Source organism: Rhodococcus sp. PSBB066, from assembly GCF_017068255.1.
Lineage (GTDB): Bacteria > Actinomycetota > Actinomycetes > Mycobacteriales > Mycobacteriaceae > Rhodococcus > Rhodococcus aetherivorans.
In genome coordinates this window covers 3,702,334-3,728,977 of the sequence record NZ_CP070859.1, presented here as the reverse complement: position 1 = coordinate 3,728,977, position 26,644 = coordinate 3,702,334, and the positions used below count along the sequence as shown (strand labels likewise).

General features: G+C 72.3%; 23 protein-coding genes and 1 pseudogene. 7 read left to right on the top strand and 17 right to left on the bottom strand.

Features of this window, described 5'->3' with window-relative positions:
- The first annotated feature begins 404 nt into the window (after positions 1 to 404).
- Positions 405 to 887: an adenosine-specific kinase gene (locus JYA75_RS17025; RefSeq protein WP_185712776.1), complete on the top strand. Its 483-nt coding sequence runs from the start codon at positions 405 to 407 to the stop codon at positions 885 to 887.
- 139 nt (positions 888 to 1,026) lie between these two features.
- Here the strand turns inward: JYA75_RS17025 and JYA75_RS17020 are convergent, their stop codons facing one another.
- Positions 1,027 to 1,686, bottom strand: coding sequence for a uridine kinase (locus JYA75_RS17020; RefSeq protein WP_185712777.1), 660 nt, complete (start codon positions 1,684 to 1,686; stop codon positions 1,027 to 1,029).
- Between the two features lie 65 nt (positions 1,687 to 1,751).
- Positions 1,752 to 2,705, bottom strand: coding sequence for an NAD(P)-dependent alcohol dehydrogenase (locus tag JYA75_RS17015; RefSeq protein ID WP_029544032.1), 954 nt, complete (start codon positions 2,703 to 2,705; stop codon positions 1,752 to 1,754).
- Between the two features lie 80 nt (positions 2,706 to 2,785).
- On the opposite strand from JYA75_RS17015, the gene JYA75_RS17010 reads away from it, so the two are divergent.
- Positions 2,786 to 3,436 (top strand): TetR/AcrR family transcriptional regulator, encoded by a 651-nt coding sequence (locus JYA75_RS17010; protein WP_029544034.1) that lies wholly within the window; start codon positions 2,786 to 2,788, stop codon positions 3,434 to 3,436.
- A 117-nt stretch (positions 3,437 to 3,553) separates the two neighbouring features.
- Here the strand turns inward: JYA75_RS17010 and JYA75_RS17005 are convergent, their stop codons facing one another.
- Together JYA75_RS17005 and pyk are read right to left on the bottom strand one after the other, a co-directional pair.
- Positions 3,554 to 4,426, bottom strand: coding sequence for an acyl-CoA thioesterase II (locus tag JYA75_RS17005; RefSeq protein ID WP_029544036.1), 873 nt, complete (start codon positions 4,424 to 4,426; stop codon positions 3,554 to 3,556).
- Positions 4,423 to 5,844: a pyruvate kinase gene (pyk, locus tag JYA75_RS17000; RefSeq protein ID WP_006947055.1), complete on the bottom strand. Its 1,422-nt coding sequence runs from the start codon at positions 5,842 to 5,844 to the stop codon at positions 4,423 to 4,425. Before pyk ends, JYA75_RS17005 begins: the two co-directional genes overlap by 4 nt.
- A 465-nt stretch (positions 5,845 to 6,309) precedes the next feature.
- Here pyk and JYA75_RS16995 point away from each other — a divergent pair, with 465 nt between their 5' ends.
- Positions 6,310 to 6,732 (top strand): MerR family transcriptional regulator, encoded by a 423-nt coding sequence (locus JYA75_RS16995; protein WP_006947052.1) that lies wholly within the window; start codon positions 6,310 to 6,312, stop codon positions 6,730 to 6,732.
- Positions 6,733 to 6,850: 118 nt separating this feature from the next.
- Here JYA75_RS16995 and JYA75_RS16990 read toward each other — a convergent pair whose 3' ends face one another.
- The gene (locus JYA75_RS16990) at positions 6,851 to 7,390 is read right to left on the bottom strand and encodes a DNA starvation/stationary phase protection protein (protein WP_006947051.1); all 540 of its coding nucleotides are present in this window, start codon (positions 7,388 to 7,390) and stop codon (positions 6,851 to 6,853) included.
- Between the two features lie 425 nt (positions 7,391 to 7,815).
- Between JYA75_RS16990 and JYA75_RS16985 the strand changes: the two genes are divergently transcribed.
- Positions 7,816 to 9,258, top strand: a complete 1,443-nt coding sequence (locus JYA75_RS16985; protein WP_006947050.1) for a trehalose-6-phosphate synthase — start codon at positions 7,816 to 7,818, stop codon at positions 9,256 to 9,258.
- Positions 9,259 to 9,405: 147 nt separating this feature from the next.
- Here JYA75_RS16985 and JYA75_RS16980 read toward each other — a convergent pair whose 3' ends face one another.
- From JYA75_RS16980 to JYA75_RS16930, 11 genes are all read right to left on the bottom strand, one after another.
- Positions 9,406 to 9,555 carry a hypothetical protein gene (locus tag JYA75_RS16980; protein WP_164528073.1) on the bottom strand — a complete coding sequence of 50 codons (150 nt, stop codon included), beginning with the start codon at positions 9,553 to 9,555 and terminating at the stop codon, positions 9,406 to 9,408.
- A gap of 28 nt (positions 9,556 to 9,583) precedes the next feature.
- Positions 9,584 to 10,045, bottom strand: coding sequence for an SRPBCC family protein (locus tag JYA75_RS16975; RefSeq protein ID WP_006947046.1), 462 nt, complete (start codon positions 10,043 to 10,045; stop codon positions 9,584 to 9,586).
- Positions 10,046 to 10,089: 44 nt separating this feature from the next.
- Positions 10,090 to 11,583 (bottom strand): glutamate synthase subunit beta, encoded by a 1,494-nt coding sequence (locus JYA75_RS16970; RefSeq protein ID WP_185712778.1) that lies wholly within the window; start codon positions 11,581 to 11,583, stop codon positions 10,090 to 10,092.
- Positions 11,576 to 16,057 (bottom strand): glutamate synthase large subunit, encoded by a 4,482-nt coding sequence (gene gltB / locus JYA75_RS16965; RefSeq protein ID WP_203329207.1) that lies wholly within the window; start codon positions 16,055 to 16,057, stop codon positions 11,576 to 11,578. The genes JYA75_RS16970 and gltB overlap by 8 nt, the downstream gene beginning before the upstream one ends.
- A 228-nt stretch (positions 16,058 to 16,285) precedes the next feature.
- The gene (locus tag JYA75_RS16960) at positions 16,286 to 17,137 is read right to left on the bottom strand and encodes a TM2 domain-containing protein (protein ID WP_185712780.1); all 852 of its coding nucleotides are present in this window, start codon (positions 17,135 to 17,137) and stop codon (positions 16,286 to 16,288) included.
- Positions 17,134 to 18,204 (bottom strand): prolipoprotein diacylglyceryl transferase, encoded by a 1,071-nt coding sequence (gene lgt, locus JYA75_RS16955; protein ID WP_065922511.1) that lies wholly within the window; start codon positions 18,202 to 18,204, stop codon positions 17,134 to 17,136. The genes JYA75_RS16960 and lgt overlap by 4 nt, the downstream gene beginning before the upstream one ends.
- Positions 18,201 to 19,010: a tryptophan synthase subunit alpha gene (trpA, locus tag JYA75_RS16950; RefSeq protein WP_006936959.1), complete on the bottom strand. Its 810-nt coding sequence runs from the start codon at positions 19,008 to 19,010 to the stop codon at positions 18,201 to 18,203. Before trpA ends, lgt begins: the two co-directional genes overlap by 4 nt.
- A complete protein-coding gene (gene trpB / locus JYA75_RS16945; protein WP_044475995.1) occupies positions 19,007 to 20,266 on the bottom strand; it encodes a tryptophan synthase subunit beta in 1,260 nt (419 codons plus the stop codon). Before trpB ends, trpA begins: the two co-directional genes overlap by 4 nt.
- Before the next feature lie 124 nt (positions 20,267 to 20,390).
- Positions 20,391 to 21,200 (bottom strand): indole-3-glycerol phosphate synthase TrpC, encoded by an 810-nt coding sequence (gene trpC / locus JYA75_RS16940; RefSeq protein ID WP_006936963.1) that lies wholly within the window; start codon positions 21,198 to 21,200, stop codon positions 20,391 to 20,393.
- 79 nt (positions 21,201 to 21,279) lie between these two features.
- Positions 21,280 to 21,969: a TIGR02234 family membrane protein gene (locus JYA75_RS16935; RefSeq protein WP_043798941.1), complete on the bottom strand. Its 690-nt coding sequence runs from the start codon at positions 21,967 to 21,969 to the stop codon at positions 21,280 to 21,282.
- Entirely contained in the window at positions 21,966 to 23,549 is a 1,584-nt protein-coding gene (locus JYA75_RS16930; protein WP_176603628.1) for an anthranilate synthase component I, read from the bottom strand. The genes JYA75_RS16935 and JYA75_RS16930 overlap by 4 nt, the downstream gene beginning before the upstream one ends.
- Before the next feature lie 58 nt (positions 23,550 to 23,607).
- Here JYA75_RS16930 and JYA75_RS16925 point away from each other — a divergent pair, with 58 nt between their 5' ends.
- A complete protein-coding gene (locus JYA75_RS16925) occupies positions 23,608 to 24,078 on the top strand; it encodes a peroxiredoxin (protein WP_043798939.1) in 471 nt (156 codons plus the stop codon).
- A 3-nt stretch (positions 24,079 to 24,081) separates the two neighbouring features.
- On the opposite strand, the gene JYA75_RS16920 is transcribed toward JYA75_RS16925, so the two are convergent.
- Positions 24,082 to 24,849, bottom strand: a complete 768-nt coding sequence (locus tag JYA75_RS16920; protein ID WP_037200939.1) for a class III extradiol ring-cleavage dioxygenase — start codon at positions 24,847 to 24,849, stop codon at positions 24,082 to 24,084.
- A gap of 122 nt (positions 24,850 to 24,971) precedes the next feature.
- On the opposite strand from JYA75_RS16920, the pseudogene JYA75_RS16915 reads away from it, so the two are divergent.
- Positions 24,972 to 26,031, top strand: a pseudogene (locus tag JYA75_RS16915) (NAD-dependent epimerase/dehydratase family protein).
- A gap of 79 nt (positions 26,032 to 26,110) precedes the next feature.
- The gene (locus JYA75_RS16910) at positions 26,111 to 26,605 is read left to right on the top strand and encodes a MarR family transcriptional regulator (RefSeq protein ID WP_043798936.1); all 495 of its coding nucleotides are present in this window, start codon (positions 26,111 to 26,113) and stop codon (positions 26,603 to 26,605) included.
- Positions 26,606 to 26,644: the final 39 nt, after the last annotated feature.

The following is a 26,644-nucleotide window of genomic DNA, read 5'->3' as shown; positions in this document are numbered from 1 at the left end:
CGCACGGACACGACGGGGAGCCCTCCGGGCCTTCGACCGTCCCGCGTTGCCGGCGCGCGCAGCGGTGCATGCCGGTGTGACTCACGGTGACGGCGATCCTGCCGAGGACCCCGTCGACGCAGGCTTCGGCTTCGGGCAGCCCCACCAGCCGAAGTCCGCGCCGGCGTCGGTCGCTGACGCGGTGCGGGACCGGCTGGGCGAGAACACCATCCGGGATGTTGCGTGCCGAGAACCCGAGCCGGTCCGATCCCGGATCCGGCCCTGCCAGCGCCGCACCCCAGCCGGTTCGGCAGATCCGCTCCGGTCCTCTCCCGTTCTCCCGTCGTTGCCCCCGGGTTGCCCAGCGGGGCAGACTGTCTGTCGACGCTGGCCTGCCGAGCCGCAGGGCATCCGAGGAGGCGATCGTGGAGCTGCACATCGTGGCGATCGACAAGCCCGACGACATGAACGTCGTCGTCGGGCAGGCCCACTTCATCAAGACCGTCGAGGACCTGCACGAAGCACTGGCCGGGGTGAGTCCCCACCTCCGGTTCGGAGTCGCGTTCTGCGAAGCCTCCGGACCTCGCCTCGTGCGCTTCTCGGGCAACGACGACCGGCTCGTCGAATTGGCCAGGCGCAACGCCCTGGCGGTCGGCGCAGGCCACTCGTTCTTCGTGTTCGTGGAGGACGGCTATCCGGTGAACATCCTGAACACGCTGAAGCAGGTACCGGAGGTATGCGGCATCTTCTGCGCCACGGCCAACGCCGTCGAGATCATCGTGGCCGAGACGGAGCTCGGCCGAGGCATTGCCGGGGTGATCGACGGGAACCCACCCCTCGGCGCGGAGACGAGCGCCGACGTCGCCGACCGCAAGGCACTGCTGCGCACGATCGGTTACAAGCTGTGACCGCCCGTGCGCCCCATGACGCGCACAGGGCCCCCGGGGCGAGGATGTAGCGCTCGTTGACCGGTCGAGGCTCGACGTCGGGGCCCGGTGTGCGTGCGATCGCCCGCCGCCCGGGATCGGGACCCACCCGCCGACCGGCTCATTGCCGCTGACCGGATCGCCGGTCCCCGTTCCCGGACCGGATCGCACCGGCGGCGTGCATCGCCGGGCGATCCGGATGGTCGTACCGCACGACGATGTCGGCCTCCGCGGCCGCGGCGGCGTCGTGCTCGAGCAGCGGCGGGATCGTCCAGCGGTCCTCGTCGGGCGTCAGCCGGCCCAACGCGGCCCGCGACATCGCCAGGTGCACCGCGACGTCGAAGGCGAGTCCGCGACCGAGCAACATCGGGCCGGCGACCACGAGCACCTGACCGTCGGGAGCGTCCACCCGGCGGGCACGAGCCGACCGGTCCCCCGCCTCGTCCCACAACCGCGGCAGCCATCGCTTCTTTTCGTGAAGTCCCCGAACGACTTCGCGGTCGAGCGCGCCGTAGTCGAACCAGTTCGTCCGGTAGCTCTCGTAATCGGTGCGTCCGTGCTCGAAACGGAGCGAGGCCGGGCGCACGAAGTCGTGGAGCGACAGCACTGCCGCCGGCCGGCCCTCGACGCGCAGGCGCGCGGCGACCTCCTCCGCAAGGTTCAGCGGTGCGGCCGCGTCGGCGGCAGAGATCCCGACGCACACCCGTCGGCGGTGCCCGGCTGCGCGTTCGGCGATGACGCCGGCCAGATCGGCCGGGTTGATCGGGGTGAACATCGTCATCGGCCCAGTTTCCGCCATCGCAGGGCCACCCGCTCGACAGAATCCTCGGCTTCGGCGTGGTGCCGTCACCCCGCGGGCCGGACGATGATGTTGCCGACCTTGTGGCCGGAGTCCACTCGCGTGTGGGCCGATACGATCTGGTCGAGACCACCGATGTCGTCGGTGACGGCGACGAGCCGACCGGCGGCCGACAACTCCAGGAGGAACTCGACGTCCTCGGGTCGCTCGGGCGCAGCACCCGTCTTGACATCGGCGCCGGGGCGCATGGTCTCCCATAGGTTTGCCACCGCAAGCAACAGAACGCCCCCGTCGGTGAGGAGCTTCCGTCCGGACGAGGGGGTGAGGTTGCCGACAGTGTCGAGTACGACGTCGAAGCGGTCGGTCAGGTCGGACACATCGGTGACCGTGTAGTCGATGACCTTGTCGGCGCCGAGGTCGGAGACGAGGCCGAGGTTGGCGGTGCTGGTGACGGCCGTGACGGTGGCGCCGAAATGCTTGGCCAGCTGAACGGCGTTGGTTCCGATCGCGCCCGACGCCCCGTTCACGAGCACAGAATCGCCGCGTCCCGGTGAGGCCTTGTCTCGCAGGAAGTGCAACGCGGTGGTCCCGCCGAAGAGCAGCGCCGCCGCATCCGGGTGAGTGACCGCTGCCGGTTTGCGAACCACCCGCTCCGCCGGGACCGTGACGTATTCCGCGTGCGCCCCCATTGCGAGTCCGGTCATGCCGCACACTTCGTCGCCACGGGTGTACCCGCCGGCCCTCGCGCCGACCGACTCGACGACACCGGAGAAGGTGCCGCCCAGGATCTTTCGCCTGGGCCGGAACACGCCGAACATCAGCCGGGCGAACGGGCCGAATCCGCGGGGGAAGCGGGCCGCGCGGATCCGCGAGTCCGCGGCCGTCACGGCCGCGGCGACGACGCGGACGAGGACTTCCGTGTCCCGGGGGACCGGAATGGGCACCTCCGCGACGCGGACGACGTGCGGTGGCCCGTACCTGTCGACGATTGCGGCCTTCATGAGCCCTCCCTTACGGATGTAAGTCTTGTCCGGGAAGACTAGGCTTACGCCTGTAAGTACGCAAGAGTCGTGAGGGAGACATGAACGAACGGCCGGGGCTGAGCCGCATCGGGATCATCGAGGCCGCGGTTCGCGTAGCCGACCGCGGCGGCCTCACCGCGGTGAGCATGCGCAACGTCGGCAAGGAACTCGGCGTGGAGGCAATGTCTCTCTACCACCACGTCGCCAACAAGGACGATCTGCTCGATGGGCTCGCGGACTGGATCTTCGCGGGAATCGTGCTGCCCGGACCGGGCGAACCGTGGCGGCCTGCGATGTTGCACCGGGCGACCTCGGCGCGGAACGTGCTCGCCCGGCATCCCTGGGCGCTGACCTTGATCGAGTCCCGCCGTTCGCCCGGTCCGTCGCTCTTGCGGCACCACGACGCCGTGCTCGGTTGCCTGCGCACGAACGGCTTCCCGGTTGCCCTTGCTTCCCACGCCTTCTCGGTGATCGACGCATACGTGTACGGCTTCGTGCTCACCGAACTGAAACTGCCCTTCGCGTCGGCGGACGGCGCCGAGGAGTTCGCCTCGGAGATCGACGTGCCGGCCGACGCCTACCCCTACCTGGCGGAAATGGTCGGCGAACTGGTGATCGGAAAGGACTACTCGTTCGCGGACGAGTTCGACTACGGACTGGGGCTGATCCTCGACGAACTCGACCGCCGCCGTCGCCGGGTGGAGGAATGAGAAGCGCCCCACGCGGGACGAGGGACTGCGCGGCAGGCGGCGGACCGGGCGGTGACGGCGAGGGCGCGTGTGTCCGCGCCCCCGCGGCCGGCGGGGGCGCGGACACGGTCGCCCACGTCAGCCGCGGCGCGGGAAATGACGGATCAGTCCCTCCTGCACGACCGTCGCCACGAGTTCCCCCTCGAGGGTGAAGTAGCGGCCCGTCGCCAGCCCGCGCGATCCCGCCGCGACCGGGGACTCGGTGGCGTACAGAATCCACTCGTCGAACCGGACCGGCCGGTGGAACCACATGGAGTGGTTGACGGTGGCGGCGACGATCCGGTCCAGCCCCCAGGACAGCCCGTGGGTGGTGAGGATCGAGTCGAGCACGGTGGTATCGGAGCTGTAGGCCAGGGTGGCGGCGTGCAGGAGCGCATCCTCGGGCAGCGCGCCGTCGGCGCGCATCCACACCCGGTTGTGCGAGAGACGTTCCCCGGTGCCCTTGAGGATCCAGGCGGGGTCGTTGGCGTACCGCATGTCGATCGGCTTGAGGGCGTTGACGAAGTGCGGCAGGTGATCCTCGAACCCGGACAGGTGGTCCCCGAGCGGCGGCAGCACATCGGGGTAGGGCACCTCGGGAACGCTCACCGCATGTTCGAGCCCTTTGCCCCACCGCTGGAAGGCGGCGAGCATGACGAACAGCTCCTGGCCGTTCTGGGAGGCGGTGACCATGCGGTTCGCGAAATCCCGGCCGTCGCGGTGCCGGACCACCCGGTACTCGATCGGCGCCTTGACGTCGCCGCCGCGGATGAAGTGGGCGTTGAGCGCGTGCACCGGCCGGTCCCCGACCGTGCGGCCGGCCGCGATCAGGGCCTGAGCGACGAGCTGGCCGCCGAAGGTGCGGCTGCCCACCTGGATCGGGTGCTCACCCCGGTAGAGGTCCTCGTCGACCTGCTCGAGATCGAGCAGGTCGACGAGGACCTCGAGATCGGTCGCGGTGCGACGGCTCAATGGGTGTCCTTCTCCCCGATCCGGTGCACGTGGATCAGGTTGGTCGACCCGGAGCGGCCGGGCGGGGACCCGGCCACGATGACCACGAGGTCGCCGCGCTGGTACCGGCCGAGCGAGAGCAGCGCCGCGTCGACCTGCTGCACCATCACGTCGGTCGTGTCGACCGGCTCGACGGAGAAGGTCTCGGTGCCCCATGTCAGCGCCAGCTGGCTGCGGATGTGCGGGACCGGGGTGAACGCCAGCAGCGGCAGCCGGGTGTGCAGCCGCGCCAGGCGCCGCACCGTGTCGCCGGACTGGGTGAACGCCACCAGCGCCTTGGCGTCGAGCCGCTCGCCGATGTCGCGCGCCGCGTAGGAGATCACCCCGCGCTTGGTGCGCGGCACGTGGGTCAGCGCCGGCACCCGGGTGGGATCGGACTCCACGGCCGCGATGATGCGGGCCATCGTCCGCACCGTCTCGACCGGGTACTTGCCCACCGACGTCTCGCCGGAGAGCATCACCGCGTCCGCACCGTCGAGGACCGCGTTGGCGACGTCGGAGGCCTCGGCGCGGGTCGGCCGGGAGTTCTCGATCATCGACTCGAGCATCTGCGTGGCCACGATGACGGGCTTGGCGTTCTCGCGGGCGATCTGGATCGCCCGCTTCTGCACCAGCGGCACCTCCTCGAGCGGCATCTCGACGCCGAGGTCACCGCGGGCGACCATCACCGCATCGAACGCCAGCACGACCGCCTCGAGATTCTCGATGGCCTCGGGCTTCTCGAGCTTGGCGATCACCGGCACGCGGTGGCCCACCCGATCCATCACCTCGTGCACGAGCTCGATGTCGGCCGGGGAGCGCACGAACGACAAGGCGACGAAGTCCACGCCGAGCCGCATGGCGAACTCGAGATCCTCGATGTCCTTCTCCGACAGCGCCGGAACCGAGATGTTCATCCCCGGCAGGGACACGCCCTTGTTGTTGCTGACCGGCCCACCCTCGGTGACGCGGCAGACCACATCCCTGCCCTCGACGTGCTCGACGACCAAGCCGACCTTGCCGTCGTCGACGAGCAGGCGATCCCCCGGGCGCGCGTCGTCGGCGAGCTGCTTGTAGGTGGTCGAGACCCGGTCGTGGGTTCCCTCGACGTCGTCGACGGTGATCCGGACGATCTCGCCGGTATTCCACACCGTCGGCCCCTCGGCGAACCGGCCGAGGCGGATCTTCGGGCCCTGCAGGTCGGCGAGGATGCCGACGGCATGCCCGCTGGTATCGGAGGCCTCCCGCACGCGGCGGTAGTGGGCCTCGTGATCGGCGTGTTCGCCGTGGCTGAAGTTGAGGCGGGCCACGTCCATCCCGGCGTCGACGAGTTCCCTCAGGACCTCGGGGTCTGCCGTGGCCGGGCCCATGGTGCAAACGATCTTGGTGCGTCGGGTCACGCGGTCGAGCCTAGTACCCGTGCGGCGGTGGCGGAGCACAGCCGACGCCGTGCCCGCTCGGCCGAGGGCCGACGTCCGGTTGCCCCGGGCATCGGTCCGGCCGTCCCCGTACCTCCGCCGGATGCGGCGCCCGATCTCGTCGGTGCCGGAGCGGCCCGCGGAACCCCCTGTGACGGAGACGGATCCGGCGGGGTGCGCCCGCGGCGCAGGACGGCACTCCCGTCCGGACGGCGGGGGCGGGGCACGGAAACGGCGCGGCATCGATCGCGGCCACCCCACGCGATGCATAAAATGTGTGTCATACAAGAGAGATATTCGTACCGGAGAGCCCGCTTCCCGGCGGTCCGAGCCCGCGCCGGCGTCGCCCGGGAATTGTCTCCGGCACGGAAGGTTTCCTGTGGCGATCGGGTAGATTCGGCACACCGGAGGCCATGGCAGCGAGGACACCGAACGAGGGAATCTGAAATGGAGAAAACGAGGAAGGAGCCGCTACCGCACTCCCGCCGCGGTGTCTACGGCATTTCGGTGGCCTCCGAGCTGTCCGGGGTCGATCCGCAGTCCATGCGCCTGTACGAACGCCGCGGACTGCTCAGCCCCGCGCGCACCGAAGGCGGCACCCGCCGCTACAGCGACGAGGACGTGGCGCGCCTGCGACGCATCGGCGAACTCCTCGCCGAGGGCATCAATCTGGCCGGCATCGCCCAGATCTTCCGCCTCGAGTCGAACCACGCCGAACTGGCGTCCCACAACGCACGTCTCGAATCCCACAATGCCCGGCTCGAATCGGACAAGGCTCGCCTGGAATCCGACAAGGCCCGGCTCGAGGATGCCAATGCGCGACTCGAGTCGGACAACGCGCGCCTGCGGGCGGACAACGGCAACAGCTGAGCGACCTCCAGCGGACACCCCCGGCCGCCGGACGGCGCGGGGGTGCAATGCGCTGTCCGGCGGCCGGTGATGTCTGCGCGCAGCGGCGGGCGAAGGACCCGGCCGGCGGCTCGCCCGCTCAGCGGGCTTCGTCCGCGGCCTGCCGTTCGGTGCGCGCGCCCTCGTGCGCGAGGGTTCCGGCCGAGTTCTCGAGATGTGCCCGGACGAACCACTGGAACTTCTCGAGGTCGCGCGTCTGCCCGATGAGCAGGTCCTCGGTGATCGGATCGATCTCCCCGACCTCAGAAATCGCCTTGCGGCAGTCCCCGATCACGCCGTCGTACACCAGGTCGAGGGCGGCGAGGTGGGCCTGGGCGGTGTCCCGCCCCACCGAGTAGTCGTCCCACGAGCGGTCCTTCTCGATCGCGCCCGCGGTCCCCTTCGGGGACGACCCGAGCGCGGCGATGCGTTCGGCGACGTCGTCGGCGAATCCGCGGACCGCGTCGACCTGCGGATCGATCATCTCGTGCACGCCGATGAAGTTCGGTCCCACGACGTTCCAGTGAACGTGCTTGAGGGTGAGGTGCAGGTCGTTGTAGGCGCTGAGCCGATTCTGCAGCACTTCGGCCACCCGGACGCCCTCGCTGTCGCTCAGGCCGGGGACGGTGAACTTCGCCATCTTCGATTCCTCCTACAGGCTCGTGTGTAGTACCTCCGCGGGCCGTCTCGCCGGCCCGCCGGTGTCGGCACGTAGGTGCCGGGCACCCCGCAGCCGGATTACCCCGGCACCCGGGCGCCGAAACCGCCGGCAAGCAAGCCCGTGCCACCCTCCGCGGGAAGGACATCGTCGATACCCTCCCCGTCGCACCGCACCGGGCCGGTGTTCCGCGGTAATTGCATCTTCCATTTGACAAAATTTCTATTGTGCGAGACAGATTATCTACCAGCGGGGTGCGGGGGCGTCGCTTCCCGGGATACCGAGCGCGGCGAAGTGCCTCCGCGCCCCGCCCCGAGTGATACACAAAAACTACTTGTCATAAGTACGAGTTCGACGGCAGTTGCCGGAGCGACCGGCCCCGGTGTCGAGCAAGGAGGCGCGACGCGATGACCGCAGCGGACCTGGTGGTGGTGGCCAATCGGCTCCCCGTGGACTACGACCCGTCGGCCGACGACGGGCGCGGCGGGTGGCGCCGCAGCCCGGGCGGGCTCGTCACCGCCCTGGAGCCGGTGCTGCGCGCCGCCGACGGCGCGTGGGTGGGCTGGCCCGGCGCCCCCGACGTCGCCTTCGATCCGTTCACCGAGGACGGCATCACGCTGCATCCGGTCTCCCTCACCGAAGGCGAGGTCGCCGGCTACTACGAGGGATTTTCCAACGCGACGCTGTGGCCGCTGTACCACGACGCGATCGTCGCTCCCGCCTACGACCGCACGTGGTGGCGGACATACGTCGCGGTCAACCGCCGCTTCGCCGAGGCCGCGGCCGACGCGGCCGCCCCGGGCGCGACGGTGTGGGTGCACGATTACCAGCTCCAGCTCGTGCCCAAGATGCTGCGCGACCTCCGGCCCGACCTGAAGATCGGCTTCTTCCTGCACATCCCCTTCCCGCCCACCGAGCTGTTCCTGCAACTGCCGTGGCGAACCGCCGTCGTGGAGGGCCTGCTCGGCGCCGACCTGGTGGGCTTCCACCTGCCCGGCGGCGCCCGCAACTTCCTGTTCCTGGCACAGCGGCTGCTCGGTCTGCACACGAGCGCGCACTCCGACCTGGACTCGTGCGTGGGCACCGTCGACGTCGGCGACCGGCGGGTGCAGGTCGGCGCCTTCCCCATCTCGATCGACTCGGCCCACTTCGCCGAACGCGTCCGGTCCCCCCACATCCGCGAGCGGGCCGCGCAGGTTCGCGAGGAACTCGGCAACCCCGAGACCCTGCTGCTGGGCGTGGACCGGCTCGACTACACCAAGGGCATCGACATTCGGCTCGAAGCGCTGCACGAGCTGCTCGACGAGGGCACCCTCGACCCCGAGAAGGTCGTCATGGTGCAGCTGGCCACCCCGAGTCGCGAGCGCGTGTCCGCCTACGCCCAGTTGCGCGAGGACATCGAGCGCAAGGTCGGCCACCTCAACGGCGAGTACGGGCAGCTGGGCCGACCGGTGGTGCACTACCTGCACCGGCCCGTCGACCGCGACGAGCTCATGGCCCTGTACAGCGCGGCGGACGTCATGCTCGTCACACCCCTGCGCGACGGCATGAACCTCGTCGCCAAGGAGTACATCGCCTGCCGGACCGACGGCACCGGTGCCCTCGTTCTGAGCGAGTTCACCGGGGCGGCCAGCGAGCTGCGCCGCGCTCATCTGGTCAACCCGCACGATCTCGACGCCGTCAAACGCGCGATCGTCATCGCCGCCACCGAGGAACCGGCGACGGCGGCGCGCCGGATGCAGTCCCTGCGCACCCAGGTGCTCCACCACGACGTCGACCGGTGGGCCAACGCCTTCCTCACGGACCTGCGCGCGAGCGGATCCGGCACCACCGCGGCCGCGAGCGCCTGAATCACAGCCGGGCGCGGGCTCGAAGCCGGGTCGGGCGGCGCCGACGGAGGACGCCCTCGACCCCGGCACGCCGTGACCGTCGACAGCCCGTGCGACGGCGGAAGGGGCGATGCGGTTCGGCCGCATCGCCCCTTCCGGCCTCTGCGATCAGTCGTCGGTGGAGTTCTCGGCGGTGGGGTTCTCGGCGATTTCCGGGGCGTGCTCCCGAGTCGCCATGCCGCCGTTCTTGCCCTCGTCCACCGGGCCGGGCCGGCCCCCCTTGGGCCGGTTGCCGTCGGTCGGCTTCTTCTCCGTCACGGGGTCTCCTTCGGCCGGAAGTCCACGGTCACGGGCCGGGACGATCGACCTCACCGCGCCATGCGCCGTCGGCGACGCCGCGTTCCTCGATGAACTGCTTGAAGTGCCGCATGTCGCTCTTCACGCGGCGATCGAGGAGGCCGAGCTTGTCGGCGACGTTCTCGAAGAAGCCCTCGGGGTCGATGTCCATCTGCGCGGTGACCCGCGTGGTGGTGTCGTCGAGCCGGTGGAAGGTGATCACGCCGGCGTGGTCCGGCCCGGCGTCGGACCTCCATGCGACGCGCTCGTCGGGATGCTGCTCGGTGATCGTGGCGTCGAACTCCTTCGTCCCGCCGGCGACCTTGACGACCCAGTGGGTGTGGGTGTCGTCGATCTGGCGGATCCGCTCGACGCCCTCCATGAAACGGGGGAACTCCTCGAACTGCGTCCACTGGTTGTAGGCCGTACGGATCGGGACATGGACGTCGACCGACTCGGTGATCGTGCTCATGACGCTCCTTTCCTGCGGCGACGGGTGCGCCGCTCCCGGGTGGCCTACCCGGGCGGCCGAGCCGGGAAACGCCGGGGGTCCAGATGCAGCGACCGGGGATGGACCGGCGCCGGCAGCGCCGACTCGCCCGTGAGGAACGCGTCCACACCGCGCGCCGCCGCGCGTCCCTCGGCGATCGCCCACACCACCAGCGACGCACCGCGGTGGGCGTCGCCGCACACGAACACCCCCGGGGCCGAGGTCTGCCAGCGCTCGTCGCAGTCGAGAGTGCCCCGGACGCCGGGGGTCAGGCCGAGAACGTCGAGGAGCGGTCCGCGCTGGACCCCCTCGAAGCCGACGGCGAGGAGGGCGAGGTCGCAGGGAATCTCGAAGGGGTCCCCGAGGGGGAGGCGGCGCGCGTCGACCTCGGCCAGTTCGAGCGCCCGCACCCGCCCACGGGAACCGACGAAGTGCTGCACCGTCACTTCGAACCGGCGGGTCCCGCCCTCCTCGTGCGCGGGCGCCGTTCGCAGCACCCACGGCGCGAGCGGCCACGGCGTGACGTCCTCGTCGCGGCGTCCGGGCGGCCGGGGCCGATAGTCGAGCTGGGTGACGGAACGCGCGCCCTGACGCAGTGCGGTGCCGAAGCAGTCGGCGCCGGTGTCCCCGCCGCCGACGATCACCACGTGCCGTCCGGCGGCGGTGAGGGCCGCGGGCCCGTCGCCCTCGCACTCGTGGTTGGCGGCGACGAGGTACTCCATCGCGGGGTGCACCCCGCCGAGTTCCCGCCCCGGGACGGCCAGGTCGCGGGCGCGGCCGGCCCCGACCGCGAGGACCACCGCGTCGAAGCCGGCCCGCAGCGTGGCGACATCCGGGTCGATCCCGGCCTCGGTGCCGGTGCGGAAGACCGTGCCCTCGGCGCGCATCTGCGCGAGGCGCCTGTCGACGAGGGCCTTGTCCATCTTGAACGCCGGGATGCCGTAGCGCAGCAGTCCGCCGAGCCGGTCGGCGCGTTCGAGGACGGTCACGGCGTGTCCGGCGCGGGTGAGCTGCTGGGCCGCGGCGAGACCCGCCGGTCCGGAGCCGACGACGGCGACGGATCTCCCGGTGCCGCGGGCCGGGGGGCGCGGCGGCACGCGGCCGTCGGCCCAGGCCCGGTCGGCGATCGCCCGCTCGATCCGTTCGACGGTCACGCCCGCGGTGTGGTCGTCCCGGGCGAGCACGCAGGCGGATTCACAGGGTGCCGGGCACAGCCGGCCGGTGAACTCGGGGAAGTTGTCGGTGGCGTGCAGCCGGTCGGCGGCCTCGGCCCACAGGTCACGACGCACCAGGTCGTTCCATTCGGGGATGAGGTTGCCGAGCGGGCAGCCGGTGCCGGCGCTGTGGCAGAAGGGGATACCGCAGTCCATGCAGCGGGCGGCCTGCTCCCGGATCGAGAGCGCCTCCTCGTCCGGGGGCTGCGCCCGGTGCACCTCCGCCCAGTCGCGGACGCGCTCGGCGGCGGGCCGGCGCGGCGGTTCGCGTCGGTCGTAGCGCAGGAATCCGCGGGGATCAGGCACCGTCGGCTCCCACCGGGGTGGGGCGCTCGCACGCCGCGGCGCGGACGCGGATCAGATCCTCGGGCACCACCGCGGTGAACCGGACCGCACTGCCGGGCCATTCGGCGAGGATCTCCCCGGCGACCGCCGATCCGGTGCGCGCGTGGTGGCGGGCGATCAGGTCACGCAGCGGAGCGAGGTCGCCGTCGTCGACGGGCTGCAGTTGCACGGAGGCGGTGTTGACGCGGCCGGGCTCGAGGTCGAGGACGTAGGCCAGCCCCCCGGACATGCCGGCGCCGAGGTTGCGGCCGGTGGCGCCGAGGATCACGACGCGGCCCCCGGTCATGTACTCGCAGGCATGGTCGCCGGTGCCCTCGCACACGGCGTCGGCGCCGGAATTGCGCACCGCGAAGCGCTCCCCCACCCGGCCGTGCAGGAACAACTCCCCGGAGGTGGCCCCGTACAGGACGGTGTTGCCGGCGACGATCTGCTCGTGCGGGTCGAACGGCGCGGCCGGGTCGGGGCGCACCACCACCCGTCCGCCGGACAGGCCCTTGGCGACATAGTCGTTGGCGTCGCCGGTGACGGTGACGGTGATGCCGACGGGCAGGAAGGCACCGAGGGACTGCCCGGCGCTGCCGTACAAATCGATCCGCACCGTGTCGTCGCTCAGGCCGGTGGGGCACCGTCGACCGGTGGTCCAGCCGAGCAGGGTGCCGACGGCGCGGTCGCGGTTGGTGACGGCGGCGGTGAGATGCACGGGACGGCCGTCGTCGAGGGCGGGGGCCGCGCGGGCGATGAGGTCACGGTCCAGCGGCGCGTCGGGCGGTCCGGCCGCGGGGCGGGTACGGCGGCGCTGCGGGGGTGCCCCGAGGGCGTCGGCCGGCGGGGTGAACAGGGGTGCGAGGTCGAGTCCCCGGCGACGCCAGTGCTCGAGTGCCGCGTCGGGTTCGAGCAGGTCGACCCGGCCGACGGCGTCGTCGAGGCGGGACAGGCCCAGCGCCGCGAGCCGCCGGCGCACGTCCCCGGCGACGAACCGGAAGAACTGCTCCACGAATTCCGCTCTGCCGGTGAACTTCTCCCGCAGTTCGGGGTTCTGGGTGGCGATGCCGACGGGACACGTGTCGAGGTGGCACACCCGCATGAGGATGCAGCCGAGGACCACCAGGGGTGCCGTGGCGAACCCGAACTCCTCGGCGCCGAGCAGCGCCGCGATCATCACGTCGCGGCCGGTGCGCAGCCCGCCGTCGCACTGCACGGTGATGCGGTCGCGCAGGCCGCTCAGCACGAGGGTCTGCTGGGTTTCGGCGAGCCCGATCTCCCACGGGGTGCCGGTGTGCTGCAGGGCGGTGAGCAGGGCCGCCCCGGTGCCGCCGTCGTGGCCGGAGATCAGCACCACGTCGGCATGGGCCTTGGCGACGCCGGCGGCGACGATGCCGACGCCGACGCCGCTGACGAGCTTGACGTGGATGCGGGCCTGCGGGTTGGCGCACCGCAGGTCGTGGACGAGCTCGGCGAGGTCCTCGATGGAGTAGATGTCGTGGTGCGGCGGCGGGGAGATCAGTCCGACGCCCGTGGTGGCGTGCCGGGTACGGGCGATCCACGGGTACACCTTGTGGCCGGGAAGCTGGCCACCCTCACCGGGTTTCGCTCCCTGCGCCATCTTGATCTGCAGGTCGGTCGCGTCGGCGAGGTAGGCGGCGGTGACACCGAAGCGGCCGCTGGCGACCTGCTTGACGGCGCTGCGGCGCAGCGGGTCACCGAGGCGGTCGGGATCCTCCCCGCCCTCCCCCGAGTTCGACCGGCCGCCGAGGCGGTTCATCGCGACGGCGAGGGTCTCGTGCGCCTCACCGGAGATCGAACCGTAGCTCATCGCCCCCGTGGCGAAGCGGCGCACGATGTCCTCCACCGGCTCGACCTCGTCGAGCGGGATCGGATCCGCGGCGACGGTGCGCAACAGCCCGCGCAGGGTTCCGCCCGCGGCGGCGAGCCGGTCGATCTCGGCGCAGTACCGCGCGTAGACGTCCACCCGCCCGGTGCGGGTCGCGTGCTGCAGCAGGAACACCGTCTCCGGGGTGAACAGGTGAGGTTCGCCGTCGCGTCGATACCGGTAGACGCCCCCACTGTCGAGAGCCGTTTCGGCGCACCGGTTCTCGAAGGCGGTCCGGTGCCGGCGACGGGCGTCGCGGGCCAGGTCGGCGAGGCTCGCGCCGCCCAGCCGGGAGACGGTGCCGGGAAGATACGCGTCCACGACCTCGCGGGCAAGGCCGACGGCCTCGAATGTCTGCGCCGCCGTGTACGAGGCGAGGGTGGAGATTCCGAGCTTGGCCATCACCTCGCGAACCCCGGAGACGACGGCGCGCCGGTAGTTCGCCGCGGCCGTCGCCGGGTCCGTGCCGGGGATGCGCCCGGCGGCCGCGAGTGAGCGCACGGTGTCGAGGGCGACGTAGGGGCACACCGTCGCGGCGCCGAATCCGACGAGCGCGGCCACGTGGTGGACCTCGCGCGCATCCCCGGATTCGGCGATCAGCGCGACGCGGGTGCGCCGCCGCGTGCGGACGAGGTGGTGGTGCACGGCGGAGACGGCGAGCAGGGAGGGGATGGGGACGCGGTCCGGCCCGCAACCGCGGTCGGTGACGATCAGGATGCCCCGGCCGGCGTCGATGGCGGTGTCGGCGGCGCGGCGCAGGTCCGCGAGCCCGGCGGCGAGGGCCTCGCCGGGGTCGCCGCCGGCCGCGAAGTGCGCGGGCAGTACCCGGGAGGCGAGGTCCGGGCGCGGCCCGTCCGGGCCGAGTGCCGCGACGGCGGCGAGTTCGTCGGTGTCGAGAACCGGGCCGGGGAGCACCAGTTGCCGGCACGACTTCGGGGACGCGTCGAACAGGTTGTCCTCCGGGCCGGCGACGCGCCGCATCGAGGTGACGACCCGTTCGCGGATCGCGTCCAACGGCGGGTTGGTGACCTGCGCGAACAATTCGACGACGTAGTCGTAGAGCAGCCGGGGACGCGGCGACAGCACCGCGGGGGCGATGTCGGCGCCCATCGAGCCGAGCGGTTCGGCACCGGTCGCGGCCATCGGTTCGAGCAGCACCTCGAGGTCCTCGCGGGTGTACCCGAACAGCCGGTGCGTCCGGCCCTGGTCGTGGTCCGGGGCGGGGTGCCCGCCCGGGCGGGGCAGATCCGCCAGGTCGATCTGCCCGTCACGCAGCCACCGACCGTAGGGGTGGGCGGCGGCGAGGGTGTCGAGCAGTTCGTCGGGCGGCACGATGCGGCCGGCGACGGTGTCGACGAGGAGCATCCGGCCCGGCTCGAGCCGGCCCTTGTGCACGATGTGTTCCGGTGGCAGGTCGAGGATTCCGGTTTCACTGCCGAACAGGACGCGGTCGTCGGCGGTGCGGCACCACCGGCCGGGTCGCAGCCCGTTGCGGTCGAGCACGGCACCGAACAGCCGTCCGTCGGTGAAGGGCAGGCACGCCGGCCCGTCCCACGGTTCGAGCAGCGCGGCGTGGAAGCGGTGGAAGGCGCGTCGCCGGGGATCGAGGTCGGGCTCGTTCTCCCATGCGGGCGGGACGAGCATGGTCACCGCGTGCGGCAGCGAGCGCCCGGCGAGGTGGAGCAGTTCGAGGACCTCGTCGAGGGAGGCCGAGTCCGACATGTCGGGGGCGCAGACCGGGAACAACCGGGTCAGGTCGCCGGGCAGCAGGCCGGTGCGCAGGAGTCCCTCGCGGGCGTGCATCCGGTTGCGGTTGCCGCGGATCGTGTTGATCTCGCCGTTGTGGGCGCTGTACCGGAACGGTTGGGCGAGCCGCCACGACGGGAAGGTGTTGGTGGAGAAACGGCTGTGCACGAGCGCGATCGGGCTGGCGCAGCGCGGATCGCGCAGGTCGGGGAAGAACGCCGGCAACTGCTGTGCCGTGAGCATGCCCTTGTAGACGACGGTGCGGGCGGACAGCGACGGGAAATAGACGTCGCCGGTGTGCTCGGCGCGGCGCCGCAGCGGATACACCCGCCGGTCGAGGTCCACGCCGGCGGGCCGGGCGCCGCCCGTGCGCGGGGCGGCGACGAACAGCTGGCTGATGTGGGGTCGGCACGCTCCGGCGGTGCGCCCGAGGCCGGACGGGTCGACGGGAACCTCGCGCCAGCCGAGGATCTGGAGATCCTCCTCGGCCGCGAGCGCGTGGATCCGCCGTCGCGCCGTCGCCCGGCGCCGCGGGTCGCGGGGCAGAAAGCACAGGCCGGTGGCGTAGTACCCCGGCGGCGGGAGCTCGAAGCCGGTGACGGCGTCGAGGAGCGCGGCGGGGACCGCGAGGGTGATGCCGGCGCCGTCACCGCTGGCGGGTTCGCGACCGCAGGCGCCGCGGTGGCCGAGGTTGCGCAGCGCGGTGAGTGCGTCGGCGACGGTGCGGTGGGTGCTGCGGCCGCGCAGGTCGACGATCGCGCCCACGCCGCAGGAATCCGATTCGCGGTCGGGGTCGTAGAGTCCGCGGGGCTCGGGCATCCCGGAATGCCGCACCGGTCCACCTCCACGTCGCCGGTGTGGCGGCGACGTCGCGCGTCGTCGGATGGGCGGCCCCGACGGGGTCGCCACGACGGGCGTGCGCTGCGGTATGGGTGGCCGGACCAGTTCCGCCCGACGATCGAACCGGGGATCGGTCCCGGTGGCGGCCAGTCTACGCGCGCGACGGCCGGCCGCGCGAGAGGCGCGACCGGCCGTCGGGTGGGTGGGTCAGGGCCGCAGCGGGCGGCCGTCGGAGTCGCGGACGCTGCCGGTGAGCATCATGATCCCGTCGATGACGGACCACACCCAGATCACCGGGATGATCACGAAGCCGACCAGGAGGATGGTCAGCAGTCCGCCGATCCACAGCCCCAGGAGCTGGATGAGGCCGACCGCGGTGCTTCCGAGGTAGAGCCGCCCGACCCCGCAGATCCCGACGAAGGGCAGCAGCAGCTGCAACAGGCCCGCGGTGGTCTTCGACTTGTCGGAGTAGGGCTCGCCCGTCGCCGGATCCCGTCCGTACGGCGCGGAGGGATCGCCGTAGGCGCCGTAGCCGGTGGGACCGTAGCCGCCGGTGGGACCGTAGCCCGGCCCGCCCGGGGACGGGTACTGCGGCCCGCTCTGGAACTGCGGGTCGGGGGCCCCGTAGACGGGTCCGCTGCCGGCGTACTGCCCGCCGGTCGGCGCCTCGGTCCCGCCGGTGTGTGCGGTGCCGTATTGCGCTTCGCTCGACGGCGGTGGATAGCTCGGCGTGGTGCCCCAGCCGGGACCGTTGCCCATTCCGGAGTAGGTGTCCCAGCCCGGTCCGGCCGTGCCCCATGTGGGCGCGGTCGACTCGGTGGTGGGCGGCGGAACGGACAGCGACGCCTGGGCGGTCGGATCGTAGTCGGCGGTGCCGCCGAACGTGGGCAGCTCCGCGGTGGGGGCCGGCTCGCCGCCCTGCGGCGCGGCGCTCGACCCGGCAGCGGGGGCGGCCTCGGCGTCGGACTGTTTGCGCAGGTCCGGTCCGGCGGACGTCTCGTCCTTCTTCCGCAGATCCGGGCCCGTGGGGTCCGGGGATCCCGCGTCGGATGTGGTCACGACTTGTCCCCTCCGTTCTCGCTGCGCCTACCTGTCTCGACCTTACCGCCGGCCTCGGCCGATGCCACGGGCCCGGATGCGCCGTCCCGCTTCTCGTCGTCGGCCGCCCCACCGTCTCCGATCCCGTCGCCGGTTGCGGTGGCATCGGCTGCAACTGCGGCTGCGGTGGCGCCGTGCGGGTGACGGGACTTCAGTTCCTCCGGCGCTTCGCGACCCTTGCGGGCGAAGACGACGTAGGCGACGGCGAGGACGAACACGATGGCGGAGGTGAAGGAATTGATCCGGATACCGGCGATCTCGGTGGCCGGGTCGGACCGCATGAGTTCGACGAAGAAGCGGCCCGCGCTGTAGCCGGCCACGTAGAGCGCGAACAGCCGGCCGTGTCCGATACGGAAGCGCCGGTCGACGAACACGAGCAGCAGCACGACGAGCAGGTTCCACACCAGCTCGTACAGGAACGTCGGATGCACCACCGCCGCGACCTGCCCGGTGGAGATCCCGTCGATCAGGTCCGGGCTGGTCTGTCCCGCGTCGTTGCGACGCTCGTAGATCTCGAGGCCCCACGGCACGGTCGTCTCCCGGCCGTAGAGTTCCTGGTTGAACCAGTTGCCGAGCCGGCCGATGGCCTGCGCCAGCAGGATCGCCGGGGCCACCGCATCACCGAGGGCGGGCAGCGGCACACCGCGGCGCCGGCACCCGATCCAGGCGCCGACGCCGCCGAGGGCGACCGCCCCCCAGATCCCGAGTCCGCCCTGCCAGATCTTCAGCGCGTCGACCGGGTCGGCGCCCGCGCCGAAGTACTTCTGCCAGTCGGTGGCGACGTGGTACAGGCGCCCTCCGATCAGGCCGAACGGCACCGCCCACACGGCGACGTCGAGGACGGTGCCCGGCTCGCCGCCACGGGCGACCCAGCGGCGGTCGCCCCAGAAGATGGCGACGACGATCCCGACGATGATGCACAGGGCGTAGGCCCGCAGCGCGATCGGCCCGAGGTACCACACCCCCTGCGGTGGACTGGGCAGATACGCCAGGACGGTAGCGGCGGCGGGTACGGCGGTGGAGGTCACGTGGCCACGCTAGCCGAGCGCACGCCCTCCGCGAGTTCCGTGGTGAGCGTGCGCAACGCGTCGGGGCCCTGCGCCACGGCGGCCACCAGCGCCGAGCCGACGATCACCGCGTCCGCGTAGGCGGCGATCTGCGCGGCTTGTTCCCGGGACCGCACGCCCAGGCCGACACCCACGGGGATCTGCGAGTGCTCCCGCACCCGGGCGACGAGTTCGGGCGCCATGTCGGAGACGGCGTCGCGGGCGCCGGTCACGCCCATCGTGGAGGTGGCGTAGACGAACCCGCGGCAGGAGTCGACGGTCATGACGAGGCGCTCGGCGGTCGACGACGGGGCGACCAGGAAGATGCGGTCGAGCCCGTGCCGGTCCGCCGCCGCGATCCACTGCTCGGCCTCGTCGGGGATGAGGTCCGGGGTGATGATCCCCAGTCCCCCGGCGGCAGCGAGGTCGCGGGCGAATTCGTCGATCCCGTACTTGAGGACGATGTTCCAGTAGGTCATCACGACGGCGTGGCCGCCGGCCGCGGCGACGGCCTCGACGACGCGGAACACGTCCCGCACCCGGAAGCCCGCGGTGAGCGCCTCGTCGGCGGCGGCCTGGATGGTGGGTCCGTCCATCACCGGGTCGCTGTAGGGGATGCCGACCTCGACGATGTCGCAGCCGGCCTGCACGAGCGCTTCGAACGCCTCGATCGAGCGCGGCAGGTCGGGGTATCCGGCGGGCAGGTAGCCGACGAGCGCGGCGCGGTTCTCGGCCTTGCATCGGGCGAAGACCTCACCGAGGCGGGACTGCGGCTGCTGGGCGCTCACTGCGCGGATCCTTCCGTCGTGTCGGAGGTGGCGGGGTCGGCGGGAAGGAGCCCGAACCACCGCGCGGCGGTGTCGACGTCCTTGTCGCCCCGGCCGGACAGATTGACCAGCACGACGGCGCCGGAGCCGAGTTCGCGGCCCAGCTTCAGGGCCCCGGCGACGGCGTGCGCCGACTCGATGGCGGGGATGATGCCCTCGGTGCGCGAGAGCAGCGAGAACGCCTCCATGGCCTCGGCGTCGGTGACGGGCCGGTAGTCGGCGCGGCCGATGTTCTTGAGGTAGGAGTGCTCGGGTCCGACGCCGGGGTAGTCCAGGCCGGCGGAGATCGAGTGCGACTCGATGGTCTGGCCGTCCTCGTCCTGCAGCAGGTAGGAGTAGGCGCCGTGCAGCGCGCCGGGCGTGCCGCCGGTGATGGTGGCGGCATGCCGCCCGGTTTCCACCCCGTCGCCGCCGGCCTCGAAGCCGACCAGGCGGACACCGGGGTCGTCGATGAAGGCATGGAAGATGCCGATGGCGTTGGATCCGCCGCCGACGCAGGCGGTGACGGCGTCGGGCAACCGGCCGGTGAGCGCCTGCACCTGCGCGCGCGCCTCGAGGCCGATGATGCGCTGGAAGTCGCGCACCATCATGGGGAACGGGTGCGGGCCGGCGGCGGTGCCGAAACAGTAGTAGGTGTTGTGGGCATTGGTGACCCAGTCGCGCATGGCCTCGTTGATCGCGTCCTTGAGGGTGCGCGAACCGCTGGTCGCGGCGACGACCTCGGCGCCGAGCAGGCGCATCCGGGCGACGTTGAGGGCCTGCCGCTCGGTGTCGACCTCGCCCATGTAGACGACGCAGTCGAGGCCGAGCAGGGCGCAGGCGGTGGCGGTGGCGACGCCGTGCTGCCCGGCACCGGTCTCCGCGATGACCCGGGTCTTGCCCATCCGCTGGGCGAGCAGGGCCTGCCCGAGCACGTTGTTGATCTTGTGCGAGCCGGTGTGGTTGAGATCCTCGCGCTTGAGCACGATCCGGGCGCCGCCGGCGTGTTCGCTCAGCCGCTTGGCCTCGTACACCGGGGAGGGCCGGCCGGTGTAGTCGCGCTGCAACCGATCGAGTTCGTCGAGGAATCCGTTGTCGACCCGCGCCTTGTCGTATTCGGCGGTGACCTCCTCGATCACCGCCATCAGCGCCTCGGGGACGAACCGGCCGCCGAAGACCCCGAAGTGGCCGCCGGGGTCGGGTTCGTGCGCGGTGTGCTCGGCCACTGCGGCGCTCATGCGGGGCAGACCGCGGCCCTTGGCGGAAAGTACGGGATCGTCTGTGCTCACCCGTCCAGTCTGCCCCAACGGCGGCCCCGGCCCGTCGCCGGGTCCGGCCCGTCGGCGCCGCGCCGGAATGCGGTCAGCGTGCGGGCTTCGGGCAGGACGGATGGGTGCCGGCGGTGACCAGTTCGGCGACCGCGTGGCGCGGGTCGCCGCTGGTCACCAGTCCCTCGCCGACGAGCACCGCGTCGGCACCCGCGCCGGCGTAGGTGAGCAGGTCGGAGGGACCGCGCACGCCGGACTCGGCGATCTTGACGACCTCTGTCGGCAGTCCCGGCGCGATGCGGGCGAACGTGCTCTTGTCGACCTCGAGGGTCTTGAGGTTGCGGGCGTTGACCCCGATGACGGTGGCGCCCGCCTCGAGGGCACGGGTCGCCTCCTCCTCGGTGTGCACCTCGACGAGCGCCGTCATGCCGAGAGATTCGACGCGGTCGATCAGCGACGTCAGCACGGGCTGCTCGAGCGCGGCGACGATGAGCAGCACGATGTCCGCGCCGTGGGCACGCGCCTCGTGGATCTGGTACGGGCCGACGATGAAGTCCTTGCGCAGCACCGGGATCCGCACCGCGCGCCGCACGGCGTCGAGATCGTCGAGACTGCCCTGGAAGCGGCGCTGCTCGGTGAGCACGCTGATCGCGCGGGCACCGCCGGCCTCGTAGGCCTTGGCGAGTTCGGCGGGGTCGGTGATGTCGGCGAGCGCCCCCTTCGACGGGCTGGCCCGCTTGACCTCGGCGATGACGGCGATTCCCGGCTCGAGCAACGCGGCCTTGGCGTCGATCGGCGGGGGCGCGGCGGCAGCGGCGGCCTTGACCGCGGCGAAGTCGAGGACCGCCTCCCGGGCGGCGACGTCGGCGCGCACCCCTTCGAGTATCGAGTCGAGAACTGTCATCGTGGCTCGAAGTCCTTTCGCCCCTGTCAATCCGATGTGAGAAAACTCATCGGAGTTTCTTGAAGAGTAGTGTGCGCGCTCACCGGCCCGTGCGGCGGGTCCCCGAATCGTCGGCGCCGCCCTCTCCCCCTCGATCGGCGGCCGGGTCGTCGGCGACGTCCACCGTGGGGTCCTCGCCCGCGTCGAGCGCGTCCCACAGGGTGCGTTCGGTGACCGACTCGTCGGCGGTGTCCCGGCGGGCGGTGGCCTCGCGGCGGGCGGCCGGGCTGTCGTACTTCGACGACAGTCCGGCCTCGGCCCGCGGGGTGCGCCACAGCTGCACGGCGGCGGCCAGCGCGGCCACGGCGCCGGCGAGGGCGAGCACGGCCGGCCCGGCCGCGACGGTGAGGGAGGTGACCTCGGCGCGTGCGGGCAGCTCCGCGATGCGCGCCGCGGTCGCGTCGTCGGCGCCGCCGGCGAGCAGCCCCACCGCCGGGACGGCGGCGGCGACCGCGACGACCGCGACGAGCACGGCCAGTATCCGCAGCGCCCATCCGCGCACCGCGAACGACGCCGCGACGGCCGCCAGCAGCGTCAGCGCGAGCGGAGTCAGCGCCGCCGCCCAGGTGCCGCCGACGAGGGTGGTGACCCGGTCCTCGCCGAGGCCGTCGGAGGACGTGACGGTCACCCAGGTCAGGCGGCTCGCGCCCCACAGCGCGACGGCGCCGATCGCGAGCAGCAGCGCGGCGACCGCGCCGGCCCGCCGCCGGGGCGCGCGGGTGGCGCTCACCTGCGGTCCCCCTCGTACGAGGTGAGGGTGCCGGCCGCGGCGACGGCGGAGAGCACGGCCATGGCCTTGTTGCGGGCCTCGGTGTCCTCGTAGACCGGATCGGAGTCGGCGACGACGCCGGCACCGGCCTGCACGTAGGCGACGCCGTCCTTGACCAGGGCCGAGCGGATGGCGATGGCGGTGTCGGCGTCGCCGGCGAAATCGAGGTAGCCCACGATGCCGCCGTAGATGCCGCGGCGGGTCGGCTCGAGTTCGTCGATCAGTTCCATCGCCCGGACCTTGGGCGCGCCGGACAGGGTGCCGGCGGGGAAGCACGCGGTGACCGCGTCGAGGGCGTGCCGGCCCGCGGCGAGGCGGCCGGTGACGGTGGAGACCAGGTGCATGACGTGGCTGTAGCGCTCGATGTGCCGGTAGTCGTGGACCTTGACGGTGCCGGGCTCGCACACCCGCCCGAGGTCGTTGCGGCCGAGGTCGACGAGCATGAGGTGCTCGGCGTTCTCCTTCTCGTCGGCGAGGAGGTCCTTCTCGAGGAGGATGTCGTCCTCCTCGCTGGCGCCGCGCCAGCGCGTCCCGGCGATGGGATGGGTGGTGGCGACCCCGTCGGCGACGGTCACGAGCGCCTCCGGGCTCGAGCCCACGATGGAGAACGCCGTGCCGCCGGAGCCGTCGGGGACGTGCATGAGGAACATGTACGGACTCGGGTTGGAGGCGCGCAGCATCCGGTACACGTCGATCGGCGCCGCGTGACAGTCGATCTCGAAGCGCTGGGACAGCACCACCTGGAACGCCTCGCCGGCCTCGATCTCGCCGATGAGCCGGCGCACGTCGGCGCCGAAGCTCTCGGTCGTGCGCTGGCGCCGGTAGTCGGGGGCGGGCCGGGCGAACGTGGAGACGGTCGACGGGGCGGGCGCGGCCAGGGCCGCCGTCATCCGGTCCAGCCGGGCCACCGCGTCGTCGTAGGCCTCGTCGACGCGTTCGTCGGAGCCGTCCCAGTTGACGGCGTTGGCGATGAGCGTGATCGCACCCTCGTGGTGGTCGACGGCGGCGAGGTCGGTGGCGAGCATCATCACCGTCTCGGGAATCTGCAGGTCGTCGACGGCGTGCTCGGGCAGCCGCTCGATCCGTCGCACGACGTCGTAGCCGAGATAGCCGACCATGCCGCCGGTCAGCGGCGGCAGGCCGTGCAGCCGCTCGGTGTGCAGCAGCTCCAGGGTCCGGCGCAGCACGTCGAGCGGGTCGCCCCCGGTGGGGGCGCCGGCGGGCACGTGGCCGTACCAGGTGGCCTCCCCGTCGACGACGGTGAGCGCGGCCGGGCTGCCGGCTCCGATGAACGACCACCGCGACCACGACCGGCCGTTCTCGGCGGACTCGAGCAGGAAGGTGCCGGGCCGGTCGGCGGCGAGCTTGCGGTACGCCGACAGCGGGGTCTCCGCGTCGGCGAGCACCTTGCGGGTCACCGGAACGACGCGGTGCTCGGCGGCGAGCAGCCGGAACTGCTCGCGGGTGGTGGTGGAGTCGGGTCGGCCGCCCTCGGTGAGGTCGGGGGCCGCTGCGGGGATGGTGGTGGGCTCGCCGGACATGGCGCCCATCATCCCAGGGCCTGCCGCGGCGGGCGCGGCCGCGGTAGCGTCGCCGGACATGAGAGCCGGTGACATCGCCCCCGATTTCACGTCGAGCGACCAGGACGGCCGTCCGCGGACGCTGTCCGCGCTGCTGGCGGACGGGCCGGTGGTGCTGTTCTTCTACCCGGCCGCGTTCACCCCGGTCTGCACGGCCGAGGCGTGCCACTTCCGGGATCTGGCGGCCGAGTTCGCCGCCGTCGGCGCCACCCGGGTCGGGATCAGCACCGACCCGGTGGACCGGTTGGGCGCGTGGTCGACGCGGCAGTCGTTCGACTACCCCCTGCTGTCCGATCCGGACGGCGCGGTGGCGGCGCAGTTCGGGGTGCGCCGGGGGCTGCTCGGCCGGCTCTCGCCGGTCAAGCGGACCACCTTCGTGCTGGACACCGACTGCACCGTCCTCGAGGTGATCGCCAGCGAGGTGCGCCCCGGCGTGCACGCGGATCGCGCGCTCGCGGTGCTGCGGGCCCGGCGCGCGAGCCGGGACTGACGGTCAGTCCACCTGGACGGAACGCTTGGCCAGGCCCATCCAGAACCCGTCGATCACCTGCCGGGGCGCCTGCTCCGGGTCGCTCGACGCGCCGAGGGTGACGAACAGCGGGGCGAAGTGCTCGATCGTGGGGTGGGCGTACGGCATGCCGGGCGCCCGGGTGCGGAAGTCGAGCAGGCCGTCGACGTCGCCGGCAGCGAGCCGCTCGGCGGCCCAGGCGTCGAACTCGGCGGACCAGCCGGGCGCGACGGCCTCGGGGCGCGGGTCGCGCAGGAACGGCAGGCCGTGCGTGGTGAAGCCGGAGCCGATGACGAGCACCCCCTCCTCCCGGAGCGGGCGCAGCCGCCGGCCGAGCGCGAGCAGGCGCTGCGGATCGAGGGTGGGCAGCGAGATCTGCAGGACCGGGATGTCCGCGTCCGGGTACATGACGGTGAGCGGCACGTACGCGCCGTGGTCGAGACCGCGGTGCGGCTGCTGCACGACCGGTTCGCCGTCGGGCATCAGCGCGGCCACCTTGCGTGCGAGGTCGGGGGCGCCGGGCGCAGGGTAGGTGACCTCGTAGAAGCGGCGGGGAAAGCCGCCGAAGTCGTACACGAGCGGGGTGCCGGTGGTGGTGGCACCGATGGTCAGCGGCGCGGACTCCCAGTGCGCGGAGACCACGAGGATCGCGGTGGGGGTCGGCAGGTCGGCGGCCCAGCGTTGCAGCTGCGCCACCCACGTCGCGCTGTCGACCAGGGGCGGTGCGCCGTGGCTGAGGAACAGGGCGGGCATGGGGCTCACACGGACTCCTAAGGTTGAAGCTTCAACAATACTACCCGATACAGCACCGGCACCGTCCGAAATGTTCCCGGCCTGCGGGGATGGATCGGCGCGGGCGCGGGTATCCGCCCCCCATGACCGGAACAGAGGGCCTGAAGGTGGTCGTCACGGGCGCGACCGGAAACGTGGGCACCAGCGTCACGGCGGCGCTCAGCGCCCAGGACGCAGTCGGATCGGTGGTCGGCATCGCCCGCCGCCCCACCGACTGGCGCTGCCGCAAGACCGAGTTCGTCGTCGCCGACGTCGCCGACGACGACCTGCACGAGCTGCTGCGCGACGCGGCGGCCGTCGTCCACCTCGCCTGGCTCTTCCAGCCCACCCACAAACCCGAGATCACCTGGCGCAACAACGTGCTCGGATCGATCCGGGTGTTCGAGACCGTCGCCGAGGTGGGCGTGCCCACCCTCGTCCACGCGTCGTCGGTCGGCGCCTACTCGCCGGGACCGCAGGACGAACGGGTCGACGAGCGCTGGCCCACCCACGGCTGGCCCGGCGCGGCGTACCCGCGGGAGAAGGCGTACCTCGAACGCTGGCTCGACACGTTCGAACTGCGGCACCCCGACATCCGGGTGGTCCGGATGCGTCCCGGCTTCCTCTTCAAGCGCGAGTCCGCGACCGCGCAGCGCCGGTTGTTCGCCGGGCCGCTCCTCCCCGGCCGCCTCGTCCGGTCCCTGCCGATCGTCCCCCGCACCGCCGGACTGCGGATGCAGGTGCTGCACACCGACGACGCCGCCGACGCCTACGTCCGGGCCGTGCTCCGGCCGGTGCGGGGCGCATTCAACCTCGCCGCCGAACCCCCCGTCGACGCCGAGGTCCTCGCCGAGATCCTCGGCGCCCGCACGGTGCCCGTCCCGCCGGCGGCGCTGCACGCGGCCGTCGCCGCGGCCTGGCACGCACGGCTCGCCCCCCGCCTCCCCCGGCCTGGTCGACACGGTGCTGCGGCTGCCGCTCATGGACTGCACCCGCGCCCGCACCGACCTCGAGTGGATTCCCCGGTTCTCGCCGCGCGCCACCCTCGAGGAGTTCCTCACCGGGCTCCGCGACGGCGCCGGGCTGCCGACACCGCCGCTGGCGGAGGACAGCGTGGGCCGCCGGCTGCACGAGGTCGCCACCGGCATGGGACAGCGCCCCTGACCGCCCGCCCCGACGGACGCCCGGCGTCCCGCGCCGGCCGTCCCGATAGGGTGGACGATCGAGAAAGGACGGTGCATCAGTGGGCTCCGCACAGATCGACGACACCGAGTGGCTGACCGCATCCCAGCAGCGGGCCTGGCGGAAGCTGGTGGCGCTGATCACCCGCCTGCCGGCCGCGCTGGACACGCAGCTGCAGCGCGACTCCGCGCTCACCCACTTCGACTACTCGGTCCTCGCCGAGCTGTCCGAGGCACCCGAGCGGCGGCTGCGGCTGTCCGAGCTGGCACAGCTGTCGAACGCGTCGCTGTCCCGGCTGTCGCACGTGGTGACCAAGCTGGAGAACGCCGGATGGGTGTGCCGCCGGAGCGTGCCCGGCACGCGCGGCTCGTACGCGGTGCTCACCGAGGCCGGCATGACCAAGCTCGTCGAGGCGGCACCCGGTCACGTCGCGACCGTCCAGGCCCTTGTGTTCCAGGGCCTCGACGACGATCAGGTCGCCGCGCTGACCGACCTCGGTACCGCGCTGCTCACCCAGCTCGACAAGGGCATCGCCGCCGGCACCGGGAAGGCCTGACCGGGCAGGGTGCACCCCCGCTGTGGCCGCGGCCGCTCA

What these genes read in the sequence shown, in the direction of transcription:
- JYA75_RS17020 (WP_185712777.1), bottom strand. Translation starts at nt 1,686, where the DNA reads ATGACGATGTTCACCCCGATCAACCCGGCCGATCTGGCCGGCGTCATC.
- JYA75_RS17015 (WP_029544032.1), bottom strand. Translation starts at nt 2,705, where the DNA reads ATGAAGGCCGCAATCGTCGACAGGTACGGGCCACCGCACGTCGTCCGC.
- JYA75_RS17010 (WP_029544034.1), top strand. Translation starts at nt 2,786, where the DNA reads ATGAACGAACGGCCGGGGCTGAGCCGCATCGGGATCATCGAGGCCGCG.
- JYA75_RS16995 (WP_006947052.1), top strand. Translation starts at nt 6,310, where the DNA reads ATGGAGAAAACGAGGAAGGAGCCGCTACCGCACTCCCGCCGCGGTGTC.
- JYA75_RS16990 (WP_006947051.1), bottom strand. Translation starts at nt 7,390, where the DNA reads ATGGCGAAGTTCACCGTCCCCGGCCTGAGCGACAGCGAGGGCGTCCGG.
- JYA75_RS16985 (WP_006947050.1), top strand. Translation starts at nt 7,816, where the DNA reads ATGACCGCAGCGGACCTGGTGGTGGTGGCCAATCGGCTCCCCGTGGAC.
- JYA75_RS16975 (WP_006947046.1), bottom strand. Translation starts at nt 10,045, where the DNA reads ATGAGCACGATCACCGAGTCGGTCGACGTCCATGTCCCGATCCGTACG.
- gltB (WP_203329207.1), bottom strand. Translation starts at nt 16,057, where the DNA reads ATGCCCGAGCCCCGCGGACTCTACGACCCCGACCGCGAATCGGATTCC.
- trpB (WP_044475995.1), bottom strand. Translation starts at nt 20,266, where the DNA reads ATGAGCGCCGCAGTGGCCGAGCACACCGCGCACGAACCCGACCCCGGC.
- trpC (WP_006936963.1), bottom strand. Translation starts at nt 21,200, where the DNA reads ATGACAGTTCTCGACTCGATACTCGAAGGGGTGCGCGCCGACGTCGCC.
- JYA75_RS16930 (WP_176603628.1), bottom strand. Translation starts at nt 23,549, where the DNA reads ATGTCCGGCGAGCCCACCACCATCCCCGCAGCGGCCCCCGACCTCACC.
- JYA75_RS16925 (WP_043798939.1), top strand. Translation starts at nt 23,608, where the DNA reads ATGAGAGCCGGTGACATCGCCCCCGATTTCACGTCGAGCGACCAGGAC.
- JYA75_RS16920 (WP_037200939.1), bottom strand. Translation starts at nt 24,849, where the DNA reads ATGCCCGCCCTGTTCCTCAGCCACGGCGCACCGCCCCTGGTCGACAGC.